This window comes from Micromonospora sp. NPDC005173, from assembly GCF_040608515.1.
GTDB lineage: Bacteria > Actinomycetota > Actinomycetes > Mycobacteriales > Micromonosporaceae > Micromonospora.
On record NZ_JBEXIK010000065.1, the window covers coordinates 1 to 15,988 of the forward strand.

At 69.9% G+C, this 15,988-nt stretch carries 14 protein-coding genes and 3 pseudogenes; 8 read left to right on the forward strand and 9 right to left on the reverse strand.

Features of this window, described 5'->3' with window-relative positions:
- Positions 1–286: low temperature requirement protein A (locus tag ABZV00_RS35035; protein ID WP_355614159.1), on the forward strand; the 286-nt coding region annotated here is incomplete at its 5' end.
- A gap of 186 nt (positions 287–472) precedes the next feature.
- Here the strand turns inward: ABZV00_RS35035 and ABZV00_RS35040 are convergent.
- Positions 473–808, reverse strand: a complete 336-nt coding sequence (locus ABZV00_RS35040; RefSeq protein WP_355614162.1) for a hypothetical protein — start codon at positions 806–808, stop codon at positions 473–475.
- A gap of 377 nt (positions 809–1,185) precedes the next feature.
- On the opposite strand from ABZV00_RS35040, the gene ABZV00_RS35045 reads away from it, so the two are divergent.
- Positions 1,186–1,827, forward strand: coding sequence for a hypothetical protein (locus ABZV00_RS35045; RefSeq protein WP_355614165.1), 642 nt, complete (start codon positions 1,186–1,188; stop codon positions 1,825–1,827).
- A gap of 48 nt (positions 1,828–1,875) precedes the next feature.
- On the opposite strand, the gene ABZV00_RS35050 is transcribed toward ABZV00_RS35045, so the two are convergent.
- Entirely contained in the window at positions 1,876–2,403 is a 528-nt protein-coding gene (locus ABZV00_RS35050; protein WP_355614168.1) for a hypothetical protein, read from the reverse strand.
- Positions 2,404–2,613: 210 nt separating this feature from the next.
- Here ABZV00_RS35050 and ABZV00_RS35055 point away from each other — a divergent pair.
- Together ABZV00_RS35055 and ABZV00_RS35060 are read left to right on the forward strand one after the other, a co-directional pair.
- Positions 2,614–3,377: pseudogene (locus tag ABZV00_RS35055) on the forward strand (VOC family protein).
- A gap of 82 nt (positions 3,378–3,459) precedes the next feature.
- Positions 3,460–4,227: a VOC family protein gene (locus tag ABZV00_RS35060; RefSeq protein WP_355614171.1), complete on the forward strand. Its 768-nt coding sequence runs from the start codon at positions 3,460–3,462 to the stop codon at positions 4,225–4,227.
- On the opposite strand, the pseudogene ABZV00_RS35065 reads toward ABZV00_RS35060, so the two are convergent.
- The 3 genes and pseudogenes from ABZV00_RS35065 to ABZV00_RS35075 all read right to left on the reverse strand — a co-directional run.
- Positions 4,214–4,435: pseudogene (locus ABZV00_RS35065) on the reverse strand (hypothetical protein); the annotation flags it as partial. The gene ABZV00_RS35060 and the pseudogene ABZV00_RS35065 sit on opposite strands and share 14 nt — an antisense overlap.
- A 1,227-nt stretch (positions 4,436–5,662) precedes the next feature.
- A complete protein-coding gene (locus tag ABZV00_RS35070) occupies positions 5,663–6,127 on the reverse strand; it encodes a hypothetical protein (RefSeq protein ID WP_355614174.1) in 465 nt (154 codons plus the stop codon).
- Positions 6,124–9,327, reverse strand: coding sequence for a BTAD domain-containing putative transcriptional regulator (locus tag ABZV00_RS35075; RefSeq protein WP_355614177.1), 3,204 nt, complete (start codon positions 9,325–9,327; stop codon positions 6,124–6,126). The genes ABZV00_RS35070 and ABZV00_RS35075 overlap by 4 nt, the downstream gene beginning before the upstream one ends.
- Before the next feature lie 557 nt (positions 9,328–9,884).
- Here ABZV00_RS35075 and ABZV00_RS35080 point away from each other — a divergent pair.
- Both ABZV00_RS35080 and ABZV00_RS35085 read left to right on the forward strand, forming a co-directional pair.
- Positions 9,885–10,511 (forward strand): RNA polymerase sigma factor, encoded by a 627-nt coding sequence (locus ABZV00_RS35080; protein ID WP_355614180.1) that lies wholly within the window; start codon positions 9,885–9,887, stop codon positions 10,509–10,511.
- A 16-nt stretch (positions 10,512–10,527) separates the two neighbouring features.
- Positions 10,528–11,400, forward strand: coding sequence for a hypothetical protein (locus tag ABZV00_RS35085; protein WP_355614252.1), 873 nt, complete (start codon positions 10,528–10,530; stop codon positions 11,398–11,400).
- A gap of 81 nt (positions 11,401–11,481) precedes the next feature.
- On the opposite strand, the pseudogene ABZV00_RS35090 reads toward ABZV00_RS35085, so the two are convergent.
- Positions 11,482–11,581: pseudogene (locus ABZV00_RS35090) on the reverse strand (IS5/IS1182 family transposase); the annotation flags it as partial.
- Between the two features lie 139 nt (positions 11,582–11,720).
- Here ABZV00_RS35090 and ABZV00_RS35095 point away from each other — a divergent pair.
- The gene (locus ABZV00_RS35095; protein ID WP_355614183.1) at positions 11,721–12,098 is read left to right on the forward strand and encodes a metalloregulator ArsR/SmtB family transcription factor; all 378 of its coding nucleotides are present in this window, start codon (positions 11,721–11,723) and stop codon (positions 12,096–12,098) included.
- Between the two features lie 62 nt (positions 12,099–12,160).
- Here the strand turns inward: ABZV00_RS35095 and ABZV00_RS35100 are convergent, their stop codons facing one another.
- Positions 12,161–13,411 carry a hypothetical protein gene (locus ABZV00_RS35100; protein WP_355614186.1) on the reverse strand — a complete coding sequence of 417 codons (1,251 nt, stop codon included), beginning with the start codon at positions 13,409–13,411 and terminating at the stop codon, positions 12,161–12,163.
- A 159-nt stretch (positions 13,412–13,570) separates the two neighbouring features.
- Between ABZV00_RS35100 and ABZV00_RS35105 the strand changes: the two genes are divergently transcribed.
- Positions 13,571–14,722 (forward strand): DUF4268 domain-containing protein, encoded by a 1,152-nt coding sequence (locus ABZV00_RS35105; RefSeq protein WP_355614189.1) that lies wholly within the window; start codon positions 13,571–13,573, stop codon positions 14,720–14,722.
- 488 nt (positions 14,723–15,210) lie between these two features.
- Here the strand turns inward: ABZV00_RS35105 and ABZV00_RS35110 are convergent, their stop codons facing one another.
- Together ABZV00_RS35110 and ABZV00_RS35115 are read right to left on the reverse strand one after the other, a co-directional pair.
- On the reverse strand, positions 15,211–15,780 hold the full coding sequence (locus tag ABZV00_RS35110) for an IS3 family transposase (protein WP_355614192.1): 570 nt from the start codon (positions 15,778–15,780) through the stop codon (positions 15,211–15,213).
- Positions 15,777–15,965 carry a transposase gene (locus ABZV00_RS35115; protein WP_355614195.1) on the reverse strand — a complete coding sequence of 63 codons (189 nt, stop codon included), beginning with the start codon at positions 15,963–15,965 and terminating at the stop codon, positions 15,777–15,779. The genes ABZV00_RS35110 and ABZV00_RS35115 overlap by 4 nt, the downstream gene beginning before the upstream one ends.
- Positions 15,966–15,988 lie beyond the last annotated feature (23 nt).

Sequence of the window (15,988 nt, forward strand, 5' to 3'; positions counted from 1 at the left end):
CGAGCACCCGTTCGGGCACACACCACCGGCGTGGGTCGCCGTCATCCTCGGCGGACCCGCACTGTTCCTCGCCGGACGGGCCATCTTCGAGTACGAGGTGTTCGGCCGGGTGTCCCGAGACCGCGTGGCCGGGGTCCTCGTGCTCGCCGCCATCTCGCCGGCAACGATCTTCCTGCCGCCGATGCTGGTCGCCGCCGCCGCTGCTCTCGTCCTAGCCGGGATCGCCGTATCCGACGCAGCCCGTGCCCGCAGACGCCCACCCGAGCCACCCTCACCACCTGGCTAGCCGGAAAGTGTCACCCACGTCCCGAGACTTGCGTCCCACCTGATGCCTGACATGATCCTCAGGACACCGCAGAGGCCGTCACTGTCCGCGCCAGGAGCGCGCATCGCGGCAAATGAGGATGCCTGCGGTCATCGGGGAGAACTGCCGGTCACCTCGCGTTGAACGTGACACCGCATGCGGGACAGCTCATCCGACCAAACAAGTAGGTGAATGCGGTTGCCACCGACTCGTGGCCACCCGTAACGCCTCGGCGTGCAGACGCGTGGCCAGCTGCGAGGAAAGCCCGGGCTCGATCGAGGAATCGCCTGACTGCAGGTCGATAAGCAGGTCCTCAGCGCACGCCGGACACTGCACATCGACCTCCCCGTCGTTGATGCGGTCGAGCTCCTTGCCCCAGACCTCGTCACCGTCGAAGCCGAGTACGGCTTGCTGCAGGTATACGAACATCGTGTCGCTGGACCCGCCGGACGAGAGGCATTCAAGGGTCAGCGCACGCAATGTGGCGATGTCATCGGCGTACATGCCGCGACTCTTGTCGTCGGCGTCTACGGCGATGAACCCGGCGAGTACTACGGGCGCTCGCGGTCCTGAGGACGAAAGGTGGCGCAGGTCCGGGCCAACCAGGGCAGCAGAACGGCGCTTGCGGGATCGCAGGTGCCCTGGTGACACGACTCCTGCCAGATGAGATCCCACGCCGGGGAGCCGGGGTCGTCTGCGGCCGCATCCAGGGCTTCCCGAAAGCTTGTCACCTACGAAGCCTCCCACAACGATCGACTTACCGATCTCGGCACGAGCGGGCGGCGCCCCCGCCAGACGACGGTGACAGAACGTAGCGCCCGGTCGGCGGCAGATGCGCGCACCTGATCATGGTGGAGAACCCGTGGCTACACTGCACGACCATGCGCTCCGCCGAGATTCTCGACCAACTCGACAGCGCGGCCGGAGATTTCATGTTCCCGGACCTGGGCCACGGCTACTACTACGCGGTCGATGCCCGGCTTCACGCCTACCGCGATGCACAGCGGTGGGCGCTCATCGTTGAGGCGTTGGGGTACTCGCCCAGGGCTGGCAACCTCATTGACGTCCTTCACTTCTTCGGCAACTGTCTGACCAAGGGCGAACCGGGCTACGGCAACGAGGACTTCCTCAGCCGGGTCGACAACTGGGACGAGATCGAGGACGTTGACCAGCCTGAGATCTACCGCGGAACGTCGATCGTGCTACGAGGCCGGCGGATCGCGGTAGCCGCCGAGCGGGGCGAGGAACTGGTCGACGTCCTTCGCCGGCTCGTCCCGGACCACCGGGACCTGCTCTTGGCCGACGAAGTCGAGCTGCGGCGGCGGATCCCGGCCGACATCCCACAGATTATGCGGCTGGATCGGTGGCACCACCCAGACCTTCTCCAGGACACAGTTCCCAGTCAGTCAATGACCTTCCGCCAGCTCGCCGACGTGCTGACGACAGGAGATGTGAGACGGTACGCACCAGACATGCCACCCAACACTCACTGGTCCAACTGGCCAGAGTCCGGGAACCTGTAGCCCGGCCGATCGCGCACCGACAGCGGCAGAAGAGGATGTCCGCGAGGTTCAGCCGCGGCTGGCGTACAGGTACACGGTGACCACGTCGGGTGCGTCGAGGTTGAACAGGATCGATCGGCGCGTGCCGTCGGCGGTGGGTTGCTCCTCGACGATGCCGGAGACGGTCTTGGCGGCTTCGGGGTCCCACAGGTTGCCGCCGCCGACGTTGTGTTTCGCGTCGACTGCCCGAAACCCCGGTGCGGGAGCCGCCGTGAACTTTGCCTCGGCGATGAAGGCGTCGAGCGCAGTACGGGGCATGCGGAACTTCGCCGAAAGCAGGGTTTCCAGGCCGTTGCTGTAAGCGGCGGACAGCAGCACGGTTCCGGGAGGCAGGGTCACGTGAGCGACGGCTTCCACCTGAGCCGCGCTGGCGACCTGCGGCCCGGACTGCACCGGGAGCGGATCTAGTTCGTTGTTGCCGAAGACCAGCCCGGCCACACCGCACGCGATCAGCGACAGCACCAAGCTGATGCACGCAAGTACGAATACGCTGTTGCTGCGCCGATTGCGGGTCGTCCGGGCAGCGGTCTCGATCATGGCCAACACAATAAGGCGCGCACGCTCATCGGCACGTCCGGATGCATGCACTCGTGAGCTGGTTACCTTGCGTGACGAGCACTTCGCGGCTAGATCCGGACGACGGTTCAGCTGACGATTCGCCCGATCCGCCCCGTACGACGCGCGAACGGTGCCACGATGCCGGCAGGGCGTGCCGGCGGTGGCCGCCCCCAGTCGAGAGGGGTCGACGTGAGCACCGTCCCGATGGGCACGCCCTGCTGGGCCGACCTGGCCACCCCGGATCTCGCCGACGCGCGGCGCTTCTACCCGGAGCTGTTCGGCTGGACCGGGCGGATCACGCCGGAGCCCGAGGCGTCTTCCTCCTCGAGGGCAGGGCGGTGGCCGGGGCCGGCCCGCCGGCCATCCCGGACCAGGTGCCGATCAGGTCGATGTACGTCGCGACCGACGACGCAGACCTGGTGGCCGGCCGGGTCGAGCGGGCCGGCGGACAGGTGGTGGTGCCCCCGTTCGAGGTCTTCGACCAGGGGCGGATGGCGGTCTTCGCCGACCCGGCCGGCGCGACGTTCAGCGTCTGGCAGCCGATGGCGATGCCCGGCGCCGAGGTGTTCAACATCCCCGGCGCAATGGCCTGGAACGAGCTGGTCACCCCCGACCCGGAGGGCGCGAAGGTCTTCTACGAGCTGGTCTTCGGCTGGCACCCGGACGACCAGCCGATGGGAACGATCACCTACACCGGCTGGCGGCTCGGCGCGCAGATCGTGGCGGGGATAATGCCGCCGCTCGGCGACGACTTTCCGGAGGACTCGCCCGCCTACTGGTCGGTGTACTTCGCGGCGGTCGACGCGGACGCGGCGGCCGCCCGCGCCGGCGAGCTGGGTGGCACCATCCTGGTCCCGCCTCGGGACATCCCGGCCGGCCGCTACGCCGGCCTCCGCGACCCGCAGTGCGCCCTCTTCAACGTCATCGCCCTCGCCCGCACCGGTGCCGGCTGACGGCCGTCGGCTGTCGGCTGTCGGGCCCGCCCGCCGCCATCCCGCCGAGAGTTGCCCGAACAGAGGAAGCGAAGCCGAAGCCATGACAGATACTCCACCGGGGGCACCCGCCTGGGTCGACCTGGTCACCACCGACCTCCCCGGCGCGGCGCGCTTCTACGCGCCCTTGTTCGGCTGGGCCGTCGCCGAGGCGGACCGGCAACCCGCGGCTGACGGTCACCTCGTCTTCCACCAGCAGGGCAAACCGGTGGCCGGTGCCGGGCTGGGGGCCGGCCCGCAACGGCCGCCTGCCTGGATGCCCTACCTGGCGACCGACGACGCCGAGGGGGCCTGCCTGCGGGTGACCGCCGCCGGCGGCCGGATCCTGACCGAGCCCTTCGACGTCCCCGGCTCCCGGCGGACGGCGCTCTTCGCCGACCCGGCCGGGGCGCCGTTCGGGGTGTGGCAGTCGCTCGGCATGCCGGGGGCCGAGGTGTTCGACGTACCCGGCTCGCTGACCTGGCCCGAGCTGACCACGCGGGAGTCGGACCGGGCTAAGGAGTTCTACGGGTCGGTGTTCGGCTGGACGGCGGACGACCAACCGATGGGCCCGATCACCTACACCACCTGGCAGCTGGACGGTCGTCCCGTCGCCGGGATGATGCCCATGATCGGCGAAGACTGGGGTGACCTCCCGTCCCACTGGATGGTCTACTTCGCGGTCACCGACACCGACAGGGTCGTCGCCGAGGCGCTAGGGATGGGCGCGACGCTCGCCGTCCAGCCGACGGACCTGACGCGGGGCCGGTTCGCGGTGCTCACCGATCCACAGGGGGCGTTCTTCTCGATCCTCGGGACTACTCCGCCCTGACCGTACGGGGATCCGGCCGCACCGGCACCACCAGCGGCCTGTGCTCGCCGTCGACGACGCGGACGCTGGCCCGGTAGTGGGTAGCGAGCAGCTGCTCGGTGAGCACCTCGCGGGGAGTGCCGGTGGCGACCACCCGGCCGTCGGCGAGCAGCACCAGCCTGTCGGCGTACTCGCCGGCCACGGAGAGGTCGTGCATGGTGGCGAGCAATCCCAGCCGACCGGCCTGCGGCTGCTCCGCTCACAACCCTTCCCAAACGATGTTGTCATGAACGTCTACGCACCCGACCAGCAAATGATCGGCGGCTGAACCGCAACGTCCGCCGCCGACCGGTTGCGGCCGGTGCCGGAAAACCCGACCAACGCAAGCACTATCCCCGAGACGTCCGCTCATCGGCCAGAAGCGGATGCGCCGCCATTGCGATGGCGCATCGCTGGTCACGGAACGTCACGACGGCCACCGACACTACCCATGGGTCTCGCTGAGGCACCGCTGGTCGGCTCGGGAGCGGTTGGAGGTGCGAACTGCCCGCTCTCATCTCAGCGTCCGTCTACACGACGCTGTGCATGTTCAGCTGTACCTGGCTGGGCACGTTGACTCGTACGCCGACACCAGCTCGTCCATCAGGTCGTCGAGGCGGGCGCCGCGTCTGTCGTTGGCGGGCGGGCCTGACGCGGTCGAACCACGCTGAGGGGTAGCTGGTTGCGTGTGGCCCGGTGTGGAGTCGGCGCCCTCAGCGTCGGAGGCGCTCTCGGCTACGTCGCTGACGTTGTCGCCGGTGACGGGTGGCGGGTGGCTGGCGGCGGCCAGTACCGGCGGACGGTGCGTTCAGACCGGCCGATTCGCGCGGCGATCTCGGCTGGGTGCAGGTTGGGCTCACGCCGATACCAGTAAGCCACCGCGCTGGCGGTTTCCGGCGGCACGGGTCCCCTGTCGGAGACCGCGCCTTCTGCTGTATCCGTCTCCGGCCTGGGTTCCTTGTCCGGCCTCCGTGGCGGTGGATCCACGCGCTGCGCGTCGTCGAGCCGATCTAGCGGCTGTGGGTTCGCGGATCGCTGGTGCGGGCGCGCGGAGCGGGACGCCTTCCCGTTGGCGGTGTCGGCGGGCGTGGCGGGGTCGCTGGCATCGGCCGCCTGCGGCGGCTGGTCATTGCCGCGCGCAGCGGATTCGACGTTGGTCGTGTTTTCGGCATCCTGGGGAGCACCGTCAGGTGCCGCAGTGGGTGCGCAAGCGGTTGACGGGGAGGCGGTTGGTGCAGTGACGGCTTTGATCGGCCGTCGAGTCCGTGTGCCGGCTGGCGCGGCCTCTGCCCGTGCGGCGGCGGGCTGCTGGGGAGCGAGTGTGCCGGGCTGCATCGAATGCTGTCGGATCATGTGGGTGGTGGGCTCTGTGGCGGCCGGTGGGAATTCGGGCGACGCGATCAGCGCAGGCTGTTGGTCAGGTATCGCCGCGCGGATCCTGGCGGTGAGCTCGACGAGGCTGACGCTGGCGACGATGACGAGTCCGTCGACGGATATGGGCAGCAAGGTATGCGGCGGCGGCTTCGGTCTCTCCGTACCGGGTGGCGACGCCGACGAGGTGCCAGTAGGTCACCCATGTCGCGATGGCGGCGATGATGGCGGTCGCGATGATCCGGATGGCGCCGAGGGAGCGGCGGTGGTGCGGGACGCGGGAGATCAGTTCGACGGTGAGCAGCAGCGCCAGTGGTGGCCATGCGGCGATGATCTGGCTGATCGGGTTTGATTGGGCGTGCAGGACGTTTGCCGCCACGGAGGCGGCCACGCCGAGGGTGAGCGTGGCCCGTACGGCCCAGCGCAGCCGCCGCAGATGCGCGCCGGTGTCAGACGACGCCGCAGCGCCGGCGGTGGTGGTCGGATTGCCGGTGTGCGGTGCGGTGTTCATGCGGACGCTCCGTCTGTGAGGGCGGAGCGTCGTGTCCGCGCGTCGCGGCCGGCGCGGCGCAGGTCGGCGGTGAGCTGGTCGGCTAGGGCGAGGGTGTCGTCGGCGGGTTCGGCGTCGATCTCGGCGAGCCGGCGGGTCAACGTCCGGCGTAGCGCGCGGACGGCGTCGAGGTGGCCGAGTTGCGCGCGGGCGCGCATGGCGGCCTGGTACAGCGCTTCGGCGTAGGGGTGCTGGCCGATCGCGGCGTCGAGGACGGCGAGCTGTTCCGTGGTTCGGCCGGCGAGTTCCTCGGCGAGGGCCAGAGCGGCGTCGAGGGCGTCCTGCCGGATTTTCTCCCGGTAGGGCTCGAGCCATTCGTATTCGCGGCCCTCGGCGAGTGGTTGGTAGGTGTCGACGGCGCGGCGCAGCGCCGCGACCCGTTCGGGTTTGGATCCGGCGGCATCGGCGGCGCGGATCGCTGTGCGCATCCGCCACAGGTCGATGTCGAAGCTTTCGGGGTTGAGTTCGTATCGGCGGTGGGGGTGGGTGAGGTAGGTGCCGGGGCCGCCGTTGTGCCGCAGGACGCCGCGCAGGTCCGAGACGTAGGTGTGCAGCCGGTGCACGGCCTTGCTGGCGGGCGCGTCGGGCAGCAAGTCGTCCAGGATGGCCTCCGTGGACGCGCTGCCATCGCGGACCGCCAGATACACCAGCAGTTCGAGGGACTTCGCGCGCAGGCTGCGCTGCGGGTCGCCGTCGACGATGCCGGGTATCCCGAGCACCCTCACCCCCACCCGTCCGGGTTGCCCCACCAGCTCGGCATCGACGTCCCGGCCGGCTGCGGCTGGTGACCGCCCGCCGACGGCAGCCCTCTGGTGGTTGATTGTCGCCGTCGCGTCGTCTGTTGGGCGGGCGTCGCCGCCCTGACTGGCTACGGCGCTCAGCTCAACGGGAACCGAGACGTCGGTGATGCCAACGGCACCCGCCGGGGACTGTGTCTTGTAGGTGTCGCCGCTCCGGTCGTGGCCGGCCTCCACGTCCTGCTCGGCGTCGGCGTCCGTGTCAGCCGGTGCGACCACCGGCGTGTCTGTTGGTGTGGCCGCGGCCGCCGGCGAGGTCGCAGTCGCGGCCTGGAGCGGCGGTGGTGCGGGTTCGGTCGGGGGCGGCGGCTGGGGTTGGCCGGTGTGCGACTCGGCGAGGGTGGTCAGTACGTCCGCGGTTTCGGCAGGGGTGAGGATCGCGAGCCGGCCGATGTCGGCGGGATGCCTGCCAGGGCGCGGGCTCTCTCCGTCGGCGGGGGTGGTGACGCCGTCGTCGGCCACCATGACGGTGTTGCCGTCGGCCCACGGGCCGAGCAGCACCCCGTGGATGTCCAGGCGTTGGCCCTGCGCGAGCAGGGCGGCGACGCGGGCGCGTTCGTGGCGGGTGATCGCGTCGGCCAGGAGCAGGATCGGTGGCTGCGGCTCCTCGTAGGGGTCGGTGTGCCGCAGGTCGGCGACGGTGTTCACCTCGTGCCGGTCGAGCAGCCGGGTGCGGTGCATGGTCTGCGCTTCGAGGATCTGAAGGGCTTCGTCGAGCCCGGTGGTGATGGTCAGCCGGGGTGTGCGCGGCAGGTTGACCGCCGCGGGACCGAGCAGCGTGGCCGCGGTCGCGGACGGCATCACCACCTCGGTGCGGGCATCGATGTCGTCCAGGCCGCCGGCGGCCAGGGTGGCGGCGAGGAACCCGCGGGCGGCGGCGTGCGCACCGGGACCGGTGAGTCCGAGTCCGGCGGGCGGCCACAGAGCCGAGAGCGGGTTGGCCAGTGACGGCACGACCGGCACGTCGCCGCCTGCTGTGGTTTCCAGGCGGGCACCGGCCTGGTTCGGCTCGTCAGCGCCGGGACGGGTATCGGGGTGCGTGCCATTGCCTTCGTTCTCCGTGGCGGTGCCACTGAATACGGTGAGGTCGTCGGTGTGCATGTCGGCGCCCACGTCGGTGATCGTGTGGGGGGCGTCGTTGGTCGGCGTGTTGGCGTGGCCGGCGGTGAGCCGGCGCAGTCCTCGGCGGATCTGGCCGATCACCGGCGGCATCGGCGCGAGGTCGGGATCGGTCGTGCGCGTAGTGGCCGTGGGCGGTCGGGGAATGTAGCGGCGCTGGCGATGCGCCCACACCAGCGCCACCGCGCCCGCGATGGCCAGGGCCAGGCCGATGTCTACCCAGCTGCCGCTCGGCAGAGACACGCCGCGCGCATCTCGATCGTGGGTGGGGGCATCGCCCGCATTGGCGTTGGCGGCAGAGCCGGTCGCGGTGGGGGCGGGTTCCGGGGCGCCGCTGCTCGGCGGTGCGGCCGTCGTGGTCGACGCGGGTGTGTTCGGCGTGACCGTGGCCGGGGCCGAGCTGCCTGGGGCCGGGGTGGGCCTGTTCAGCGAGGGTTGTGGTGCCTTGGCGTCCGGTTGATCGGTCGGCGGCGGCTTAGGCGGCCCCGCATCTCTTGGGGGGCCGTCTGGGCTGGCGTGGGCTGGCAGGTTGAGGGTCCAGCCGGGATAGATCAGGTTCGGGTTGCGTAGCGTCCCGCCGACGCCGGGAAAGCGGGCGCCGCGGTTGAGGGCGAAGATGTCCGGCCAGCGGCGGGCGTCGCCCAGGCACCGCTCGGCGATCTCGGAGAGCGTGTCTCCACGCTTGACGATGTAGGTATCCCCCTGGCCGGTCGCGACACGGTTGAGCTTTGTGCCGCTCGCCGCCGCGTGGCTGGGGAGGGTGTGGCCGGCTTGCGGCGGGGTGAGGTGCACCGCGTCAGGCGAGTTGGTCACGGCGTTGGCGGGCGCGGCGGCGTGGGCGGGGATGGCGCCCGTGCTGGCGCTGACCGCGGTGGCTCCCAGCACGGCCGCGGTCAGGCCCTGCAGCGGTCCCGGCAGGTGCAGCGTGGGTAGCCACCGCAGCGTGCGGGTGACCTGCGTGTAGGCGCGGGCGCCGACGGCGGTGACGAGCAGCGCCCAGATCAGCCAGGCGGCGGTTTGCGTGAGGCCGGCGAGGAATCCGCCGGTCAGCGGTTGTCGGACCCAGTCCCGCAGCGCCCCGGTCGATGGCACGTCAGGCGTTGGCCATCCACCGAGGTGGAGGAGCGCGGCCGGAACGGCCGCGACGAGGAGCACGGATGCCGTCGTGGTGGCGATAGAACCCGCTCTGGTTCGCATCACTGCCTCCTGCCTGATTGGTGTCGCCTGGCTGATCTGCGCGATCACGGGAAATCGCAGGCGTGGAGCTACAGGGGCGACGGACGGTGAGTGGGGGTGCCTGGCCGGTGGGTCGACGGTATGACCACCGGCGGTCGAGGAAGGTGTCGTGAGGGCTGACAGTGCCTCACACGGCCTTACAAGACCTCACATCAGCAGGTCAGAGGCCCGCGCCGCGACCACCAGAGAGGAGTCGAGGGCCTCCAGGGGCGCCCGCCCATGCCCTTCCCTAGCGAGGTAAGTAAGGGGCTTGGGCTCGCTCCGGTGCTTTCGCCCTCACATGGGTGGGCGTTACTGTGACGTGGTGCCGACCTATTGGCGGGGTGGTGAGCTTCTACCGTTGCCCGACTTGGGGCCGCTTCGCCGCGCTGGCGTGGCAGTCCGCCGTTGGCCGTTCGTCGTGGCGAGTGTCTGGACGTGCCGCCCGGGCCCCGCAGCCGCGAGCGCGATCAGGTTAGTGGGGGGCTGAGAGGCGTGGACTCAGGTCCGGTCAGCGGACCAGGCAGGCATCGCGTGCGCCGGCTCCGGCGTCCGCTGGTCCGCTGCGGCCGGGGAACGGGCATGGCATGGCCGGTGAGCTGAGCGAGGCCGTCGCCGCGGCGCAGGCCGGTGACGAGGACGCCTTCCGCTTCCTCTACCGCACCCTCCAGCCGAGCCTGCTGCGCTACCTGAGCGCGCTGGTGGGCGCCGACGCGGAGGACGTGGCGTCGGAGACCTGGTTGCAGATCTCCCGGGACCTGCCCAGGTTCACCGGTGGCGAGTTCCGGGCCTGGACGGTCACCATCGCGCGGAACCGGGCGATGGACCACCTGCGCCGGCAACGCCGGCGCCCGTCGTTGCCGGTGCCGGTGCACACGCTCAGCGAGCTGGCTGGCGACGCCGACACCGCCGAGCGGGCCGGGGAGACCATCGGCACCGACGCGGCGCTCGCGCTGATCGCCGTGCTGCCACCCCGGGAGGCCGAGGCGGTCCTGCTCCGGGCCGTCATCGGCCTGGACGCCGGGACCGCCGGGCGGGTACTCGGCCGGCGCCCCGGCGCGGTGCGGACCGCCGCGCACCGGGGGTTGCGGCGGCTCGCCGGGATGATCGAGCGCTACGATCCGAGCCAGCCACCAGCCGCGCTCGAGACCAGCGCGCGGCCGCGCGGCGAGCGGCGCAGGCAGGCGCCGCACGCCGAACCGGCGGATGGTTGACGTGAGGGGATTCAGGATGAGTTTCCGCCGCTCCGGCCGACTCGCCGACCGCGCCGCGGACGACCGGCTCCTCGACGCGGCGCGCGCCGCAACGTCCACGGAGGGTGCCGTCCGGGCCGACCCGCTCGCCGGGCTGCTCGCCGCAGCGGCCGCCCCGGCGCGCCCTGTCGAGCTGGCCGGGGAGCAGGGGGCGCTGGCGGCCTTCCGGGCGGCCCGCGCTGCCCCGGCATCCGCGCCCGCCCGGGTCCCCGGCCGCCGCCGGTTCACCGCCGGCGCCCTGGCCTGGGTCGCCGGGGTTCTCGCCACCGCGACAGCCGGCGCCGCCTTCGCGGCGGTCACGTTGGACCCTCCCGGGGAGCCGGTTCCGCCGTCCGGTCCGGCGACTCCCGCCCCGACCACCGGCCGCCCCGACGGATCCCCGACCGGCAGTGGCGCGCCCACCACCGGCGATCCGGGCCAGTCCCCGACCGCCCCGTCGGCCCGGCGGAGCCCGAGCAGCGGTCCGGAGGACAGTGCGCAGCTCGGCGGGCTGTGCCGGGCGTACCTGGCCAAGAAGCCGGCCCAGCGGGAAAAGGCGCTAGCGACCCCGGGGTTCCAGCCGCTGGTGGCCGCCGCCGGTGGTGGCGCCGCGCAGGTCGACGCCTACTGCCAGCGCCTGGTCCCGGACACCAAGCCCGCCAGCAAGAACGGGTCCGGTACGAAGAACAGCTCCAACACCGGGAGCGGGTCCGGCACGGCGAAGAAGCCCGGCACGACGGCCGAGCCGAGCCGGCCGGCGAAGGTTAAGCCATCCCACCCGGTCACCGGCCGGCCCACCGGGACCGGGGTACTGACCGGCCCGCCCCACGCAGCGCCGCCACCCAGCCCCGGCGGGGGCCAGGACCGTTGAGGATCGCTCGCACGGATGATCAAACTCGGCAGGCCCCGGGGGCGGAGCTGAGCGGTGACCGGCTGACCCTGGCCGATGCCAATCCCGCCGAGGGTGTTTCTCCCGCCCGGCCGTCGGTGTTCGGCTCCGGCAACAGCGGCTCGATCAACGCCCACTGAGCACCGGTCAAGCCGGAGGGGTAACCACGACGAGCGGACATCCGGACACTGAGTCCGGCTGCGGTCGCCGCTGTCACGCCGTCCACATCAGACCATCTCGAACACGCTCATAGGCAGCGTGCATTGCCGATATGCGCGTGGGTGGATGCTGCTGGTGGAAGGATGGAATATGTGGGAAATGCCTTGGCTGAAATGACTAAGCCTCAGATCTCGCCGCTTGCCGGCGAGCCAATCGAACGTACCGATGCCGAGCGACTGGCGGGGGTCCTGAAGGCCCTCGCCGATCCTGCCCGGCTGCGGCTGCTCAGCCTGATCCAGTCGGCCCCCGAGGGCGAGGCGTGCGTCTCTGACGTGACCGCGCCGCTCGGCCTCTCACAGCCGACGGTCAGCCACCACCTGCGCATCCTCACCGAGGCCGGCTTGCTGGAGCGGGAGAAGCGCGGTGTGTGGGCCTACTACCGGCTGGTGCCGAGCGCGATCGCCACGATCGCGGATCTGCTGACCCCGCCACGCAAGCGATCAGCGCGGAGAACCCGCTGACGCGTGACAATCTCACCGCGGGGGCGGGTGCGACGTACCTACCCTGTGGCGTTGCGAACGGCTCATGAAGGGTCACGACTGAGGATGGACCCAGTGGCGATCACATCGCAGGCGGCCTTCGCCCAGTTCGTTGTGGGGCAGTCCAAGACGCCCGGCAGGACCGCGGCTGGACCGTGGGCGACGTCACCAGGCACACCGGTGCCAGTCGCTCGACCTGTTCCGCTGGCTCGCCGGCGACTGGCAGCAGTGGCCAAGGTACGCGGCCTATGCCCCGCACTCGACCTGCCCATCGGGGCGGTGATGCGTCCATTGCGGTAGGCGCTCTTGGTCACGGCTGCGTTCTGGAGGAGAAGACGCATCCGCTCGGCTTTGGTGTCGGTGCCACGGGGGGAGAGTTCGGTGGGTAGCCACCAGCCGTCCCCGTACATCAACTTACGGGCGTACACGGCAGCGAAGTCGGCCGCGCTGTCACCGATCACGAAGGTGGCGTGATTACGGGGTCGGTGGCCGAAGCTCACCTGGCCCAGGCCGTAGGTCGTGCGCTGGAACGCAGTCCCGGCGCGATGCGGGTCGTCGCCGTCGCGGAAAGGGGCAAGCAGGTGTCCGAGCAACGCCTCAGGCGGCCCACCAGCGGGACGGCTGTCGTCGGACAGTAGCCATTCCAACAGCTGTTGTCGATCTCTCTCGTCGAGGACTGGTGCGTCACCGAACTCGGGCTCGTCGAAGATGCCGCACTGTGCCGCGACCATCACGCCCAAGGCACTACCCCACCTGGGCGGAGCGGACAGGTAGGGACCACCTGCCATGTGCGTGATGGCCGACATCGGTGTGAGCGGGACAGCAGCGTCACCGAGGCCGAGTGACACAAGACGTTCCTCGACCGTCCTGTGCTCTTGATGCCGATACGGTGAGCACGCTTCGGCGACCGTCTGACGGGCCCGTTCTCCAGCCGGATCGTCGCATTGCATATCTGATACCTGCTCCAGCAGGCGTATCCGCTCCTCACCATCGACGACCCGGCCCTCAACACGCAGCGGGACGGTCCCAGGCGCGGCGCGCTCGTGCTGGCCGATCGTGGTGTTGAGCAACACGACGTAGTCCGGGTCGTACGCCCGGGCAGCACGCAGCAGTGCCGGCTCCACGGAGCCGCCAACGTGAGGAACGAGGAGAAACCCGCGTCCACCCCACAGCCGTGTCGCCGCATGAAGAGCCAGGCGAGCCCAGTAGTGCCACTCCTCGCCTCCGTCGAAGACCACTACGACGCGAGGCGCCGAGAGCCCGATCTGGGCGACCAAGGGTGCGGCCGTGAGCATTGCTCGAATCCTCTGACTGGAAGGGGGCAACACCAGCCCCGACGACGGCGATGACCGGCTTCACGGTACCGGGATATCCGAAGACCCCTCACCGTCGCAGGAGGCAGCCACGTGATCGCCGGGTACGTGCGGTGCCGTTGGGATGACTAGCCTCACTCCATGGATGAGGATGCTGCACCCCCTACTGCAGCGCCGGCGGCGGGCCGGGCTGAGCCGGTAGGCGATCAGCCTGCCGGCGAGGTGGGAGGCCTAGCCGACCAGGTCCCGGAGCAGTCGCAGGCCGAGCAGCCCTTGGTGACGCTAACGCGGCTGACGTCGGTGGAGGTGACATCCGTGTGGCCTACCGAGCCGCAGCACTTCACGCCGTGGCTGCTACAGAACAGTGACCTGCTCAGCGAGGTACTCGGGTTGGACATCGAACTGGAGTCCCGGGAGTACAAGGTCGGGAAGTTCTCGCTCGACATCATCGGACGCGAAGTTGCCACCGGAAGCCCGGTGATCATCGAGAACCAGTATGGGTCGACTGACCACGTTCACCTGGGTCAGATCCTCACCTACGCGGGAGGTACGAAGCCCACGACCATCGTCTGGGTTGCCGAGCAGTTCCGGGAGGAGCACCGGGCGGCGCTCGAATGGCTCAACACTCACACCGATCCCGGCATCCGCTTCTTCGGAGTCCGGCTGGCCGCCGTCACGCTTGCCGGAGCGCCGTCCGGTCTGATCGCGCCGCTCTTGGAGTTGGTGGTCAAGCCCAACGACTGGGAGAAACGTGCAGTGGCGGCGGCATCCGCTGGGACCACCGGCCCAACGCCGACGCAGGAGCTCTACCGGCAGTTCTGGGCAGGGTTCGAGCCGCTGGCCAAGCAGCGGGGCTGGACGAACGCGTCAGCGCCCGGGCAGAACTGGTGGAACATGCCGACCGGATCAACGGGCGCGACCTGGTGTGTGTCCTTCGCGATGTTCGGGTGCCGATCGGAATTGTTCTTCGGCCATCCTGATCCGGCGATCAACCTGGCCCGGTGGCAGGTGCTCAGCGACCGCAAGGCCGAAATCGTGGCGGCTTTCGGCGGTGGGCTGATCTTCGATGACCTGCCGAACAACAAGGGGTGCCGCATCGAAGCCCGGCTGATCGGCCCAAAGATCGGTGATCAGCAGAACTGGCCTGAGGCCATCGATTGGATGATCGACAGCCAAGAGCGTCTTCGGCACGCGGTGGCTGCCGTCGGCGGGGTCCCGAGCATGATCGCTCCTACTGCCACCTTTGGCGACTCCGGTGCGACCGCCGTGACAGCAGAAGACGCGAGAATCTGAGGACTCCACCGGGCTCGAAGCCGTGTTACCAACTCGGACTACACCGGCCGTCAAACGAGCCCCTGCCAAGGGCTGCTCCGTGTCTTGCTCACCGCCCTGACCTGAGGTCCCCCCGCTTTCGCGGAGTGGTGGTTACCTGGCGCCGGTTGGCTCAGGCTGGACGATAGCTGTCGCGCGTTGACTGGTCTGGTGGGTGTGCCAGGCGGTCTCGTACTCGTCGGGGCTGAGGTAGCCGAGTTCCTTCTGGATGCGGCGGGAGTTGTACCAGCCGTAATGTAGGCGAAGATCGCATTCTCGGCCTCGTCGCGGGTGCGTCACGAGTTCCGGTAGACGACTTCGATCTTCAGGGTGGACCAGAAGTTCTCCATCAGGGCGTTGTCGTAGGAGTCGCCTACGGAGCCCATCGAGGGCAGGATCCGTTGTCGGACAAGCGTTCGGCGAACTTGATCGAGGTGTAGTTCGACCCCGCGGTCGCTGTGGTGGATCAACTACTGGTCCCGCACGTTGCGGGACCAGATGCCGTACTCCAGCGCACCGAGGATGAGTTCGTTGTTGCAGCGGTCGCCGGCCTTCCAGCCGCCGATCCGGTTGGAGAACGCGTCCCGCACGGCAGCGACCCAGAACACGCCTTCACCGGTCGGGATGCGGGTGGCGTCAGCGACCCACAACCGGTTCGGCGCTGCCGCGGTGACGTCTCGGTTCACCAGATCCGGCGCTGGTGTGGCTCGAGGAGCCTGCCGGGTCGAGCCGCCGCGCCAGCCCCGGCGCAGGAAGGCACCCTGCCAGCCCTGGCCGGCCATCAACCGTTCGATGCGTTTGTGGCCGACGCGGATGCCGTCGCGGCGCAGCTGCTGGTGGACCCGGTCAGCATCGTAGGTGCGGCCCGAGTTCTCCCACACCTCGTAGATGTTGCTCAACAGCCCCAGGTCGACCAGGTCCCGGTCGCACGGTTGTGTGGCCTGGCGCAGCCAGTCGTAGTAGGTCGAGGTGGTGATGTTCAGGACCCGTAGCAGGAGCGCGACCGCGAACTGGTCACGGTGTTCGTCGATGGACCTCATGACCGTCGCCGGGTCGGGTCGAGCTCCGATGCGAAATACGCGCTCGCCGCCTTCAGGATCTCGTTCGCCCGGCGCAGCTCCGCGACTTCCTTACGCAGCCGCCGGTTCTCCTCGGCCATCTCCGTCGTCGGCTGGTCCTCGCGCTCACCGCGGTCGGCCTGGTCCTGCCGGATCCAGTTCCGCAACGCGGATGCACACCCAGCTGCAC

Coding starts and splice junctions, on each gene's coding strand:
- ABZV00_RS35040 (WP_355614162.1), bottom strand. CDS start 808: ATGTACGCCGATGACATCGCCACATTGCGTGCGCTGACCCTTGAATGC.
- ABZV00_RS35045 (WP_355614165.1), top strand. CDS start 1,186: ATGCGCTCCGCCGAGATTCTCGACCAACTCGACAGCGCGGCCGGAGAT.
- ABZV00_RS35050 (WP_355614168.1), bottom strand. CDS start 2,403: ATGATCGAGACCGCTGCCCGGACGACCCGCAATCGGCGCAGCAACAGC.
- ABZV00_RS35060 (WP_355614171.1), top strand. CDS start 3,460: ATGACAGATACTCCACCGGGGGCACCCGCCTGGGTCGACCTGGTCACC.
- ABZV00_RS35070 (WP_355614174.1), bottom strand. CDS start 6,127: ATGAACACCGCACCGCACACCGGCAATCCGACCACCACCGCCGGCGCT.
- ABZV00_RS35080 (WP_355614180.1), top strand. CDS start 9,885: ATGGCCGGTGAGCTGAGCGAGGCCGTCGCCGCGGCGCAGGCCGGTGAC.
- ABZV00_RS35085 (WP_355614252.1), top strand. CDS start 10,528: ATGAGTTTCCGCCGCTCCGGCCGACTCGCCGACCGCGCCGCGGACGAC.
- ABZV00_RS35095 (WP_355614183.1), top strand. CDS start 11,721: ATGGAATATGTGGGAAATGCCTTGGCTGAAATGACTAAGCCTCAGATC.
- ABZV00_RS35100 (WP_355614186.1), bottom strand. CDS start 13,411: ATGCTCACGGCCGCACCCTTGGTCGCCCAGATCGGGCTCTCGGCGCCT.
- ABZV00_RS35105 (WP_355614189.1), top strand. CDS start 13,571: ATGGATGAGGATGCTGCACCCCCTACTGCAGCGCCGGCGGCGGGCCGG.
- ABZV00_RS35110 (WP_355614192.1), bottom strand. CDS start 15,780: ATGAGGTCCATCGACGAACACCGTGACCAGTTCGCGGTCGCGCTCCTG.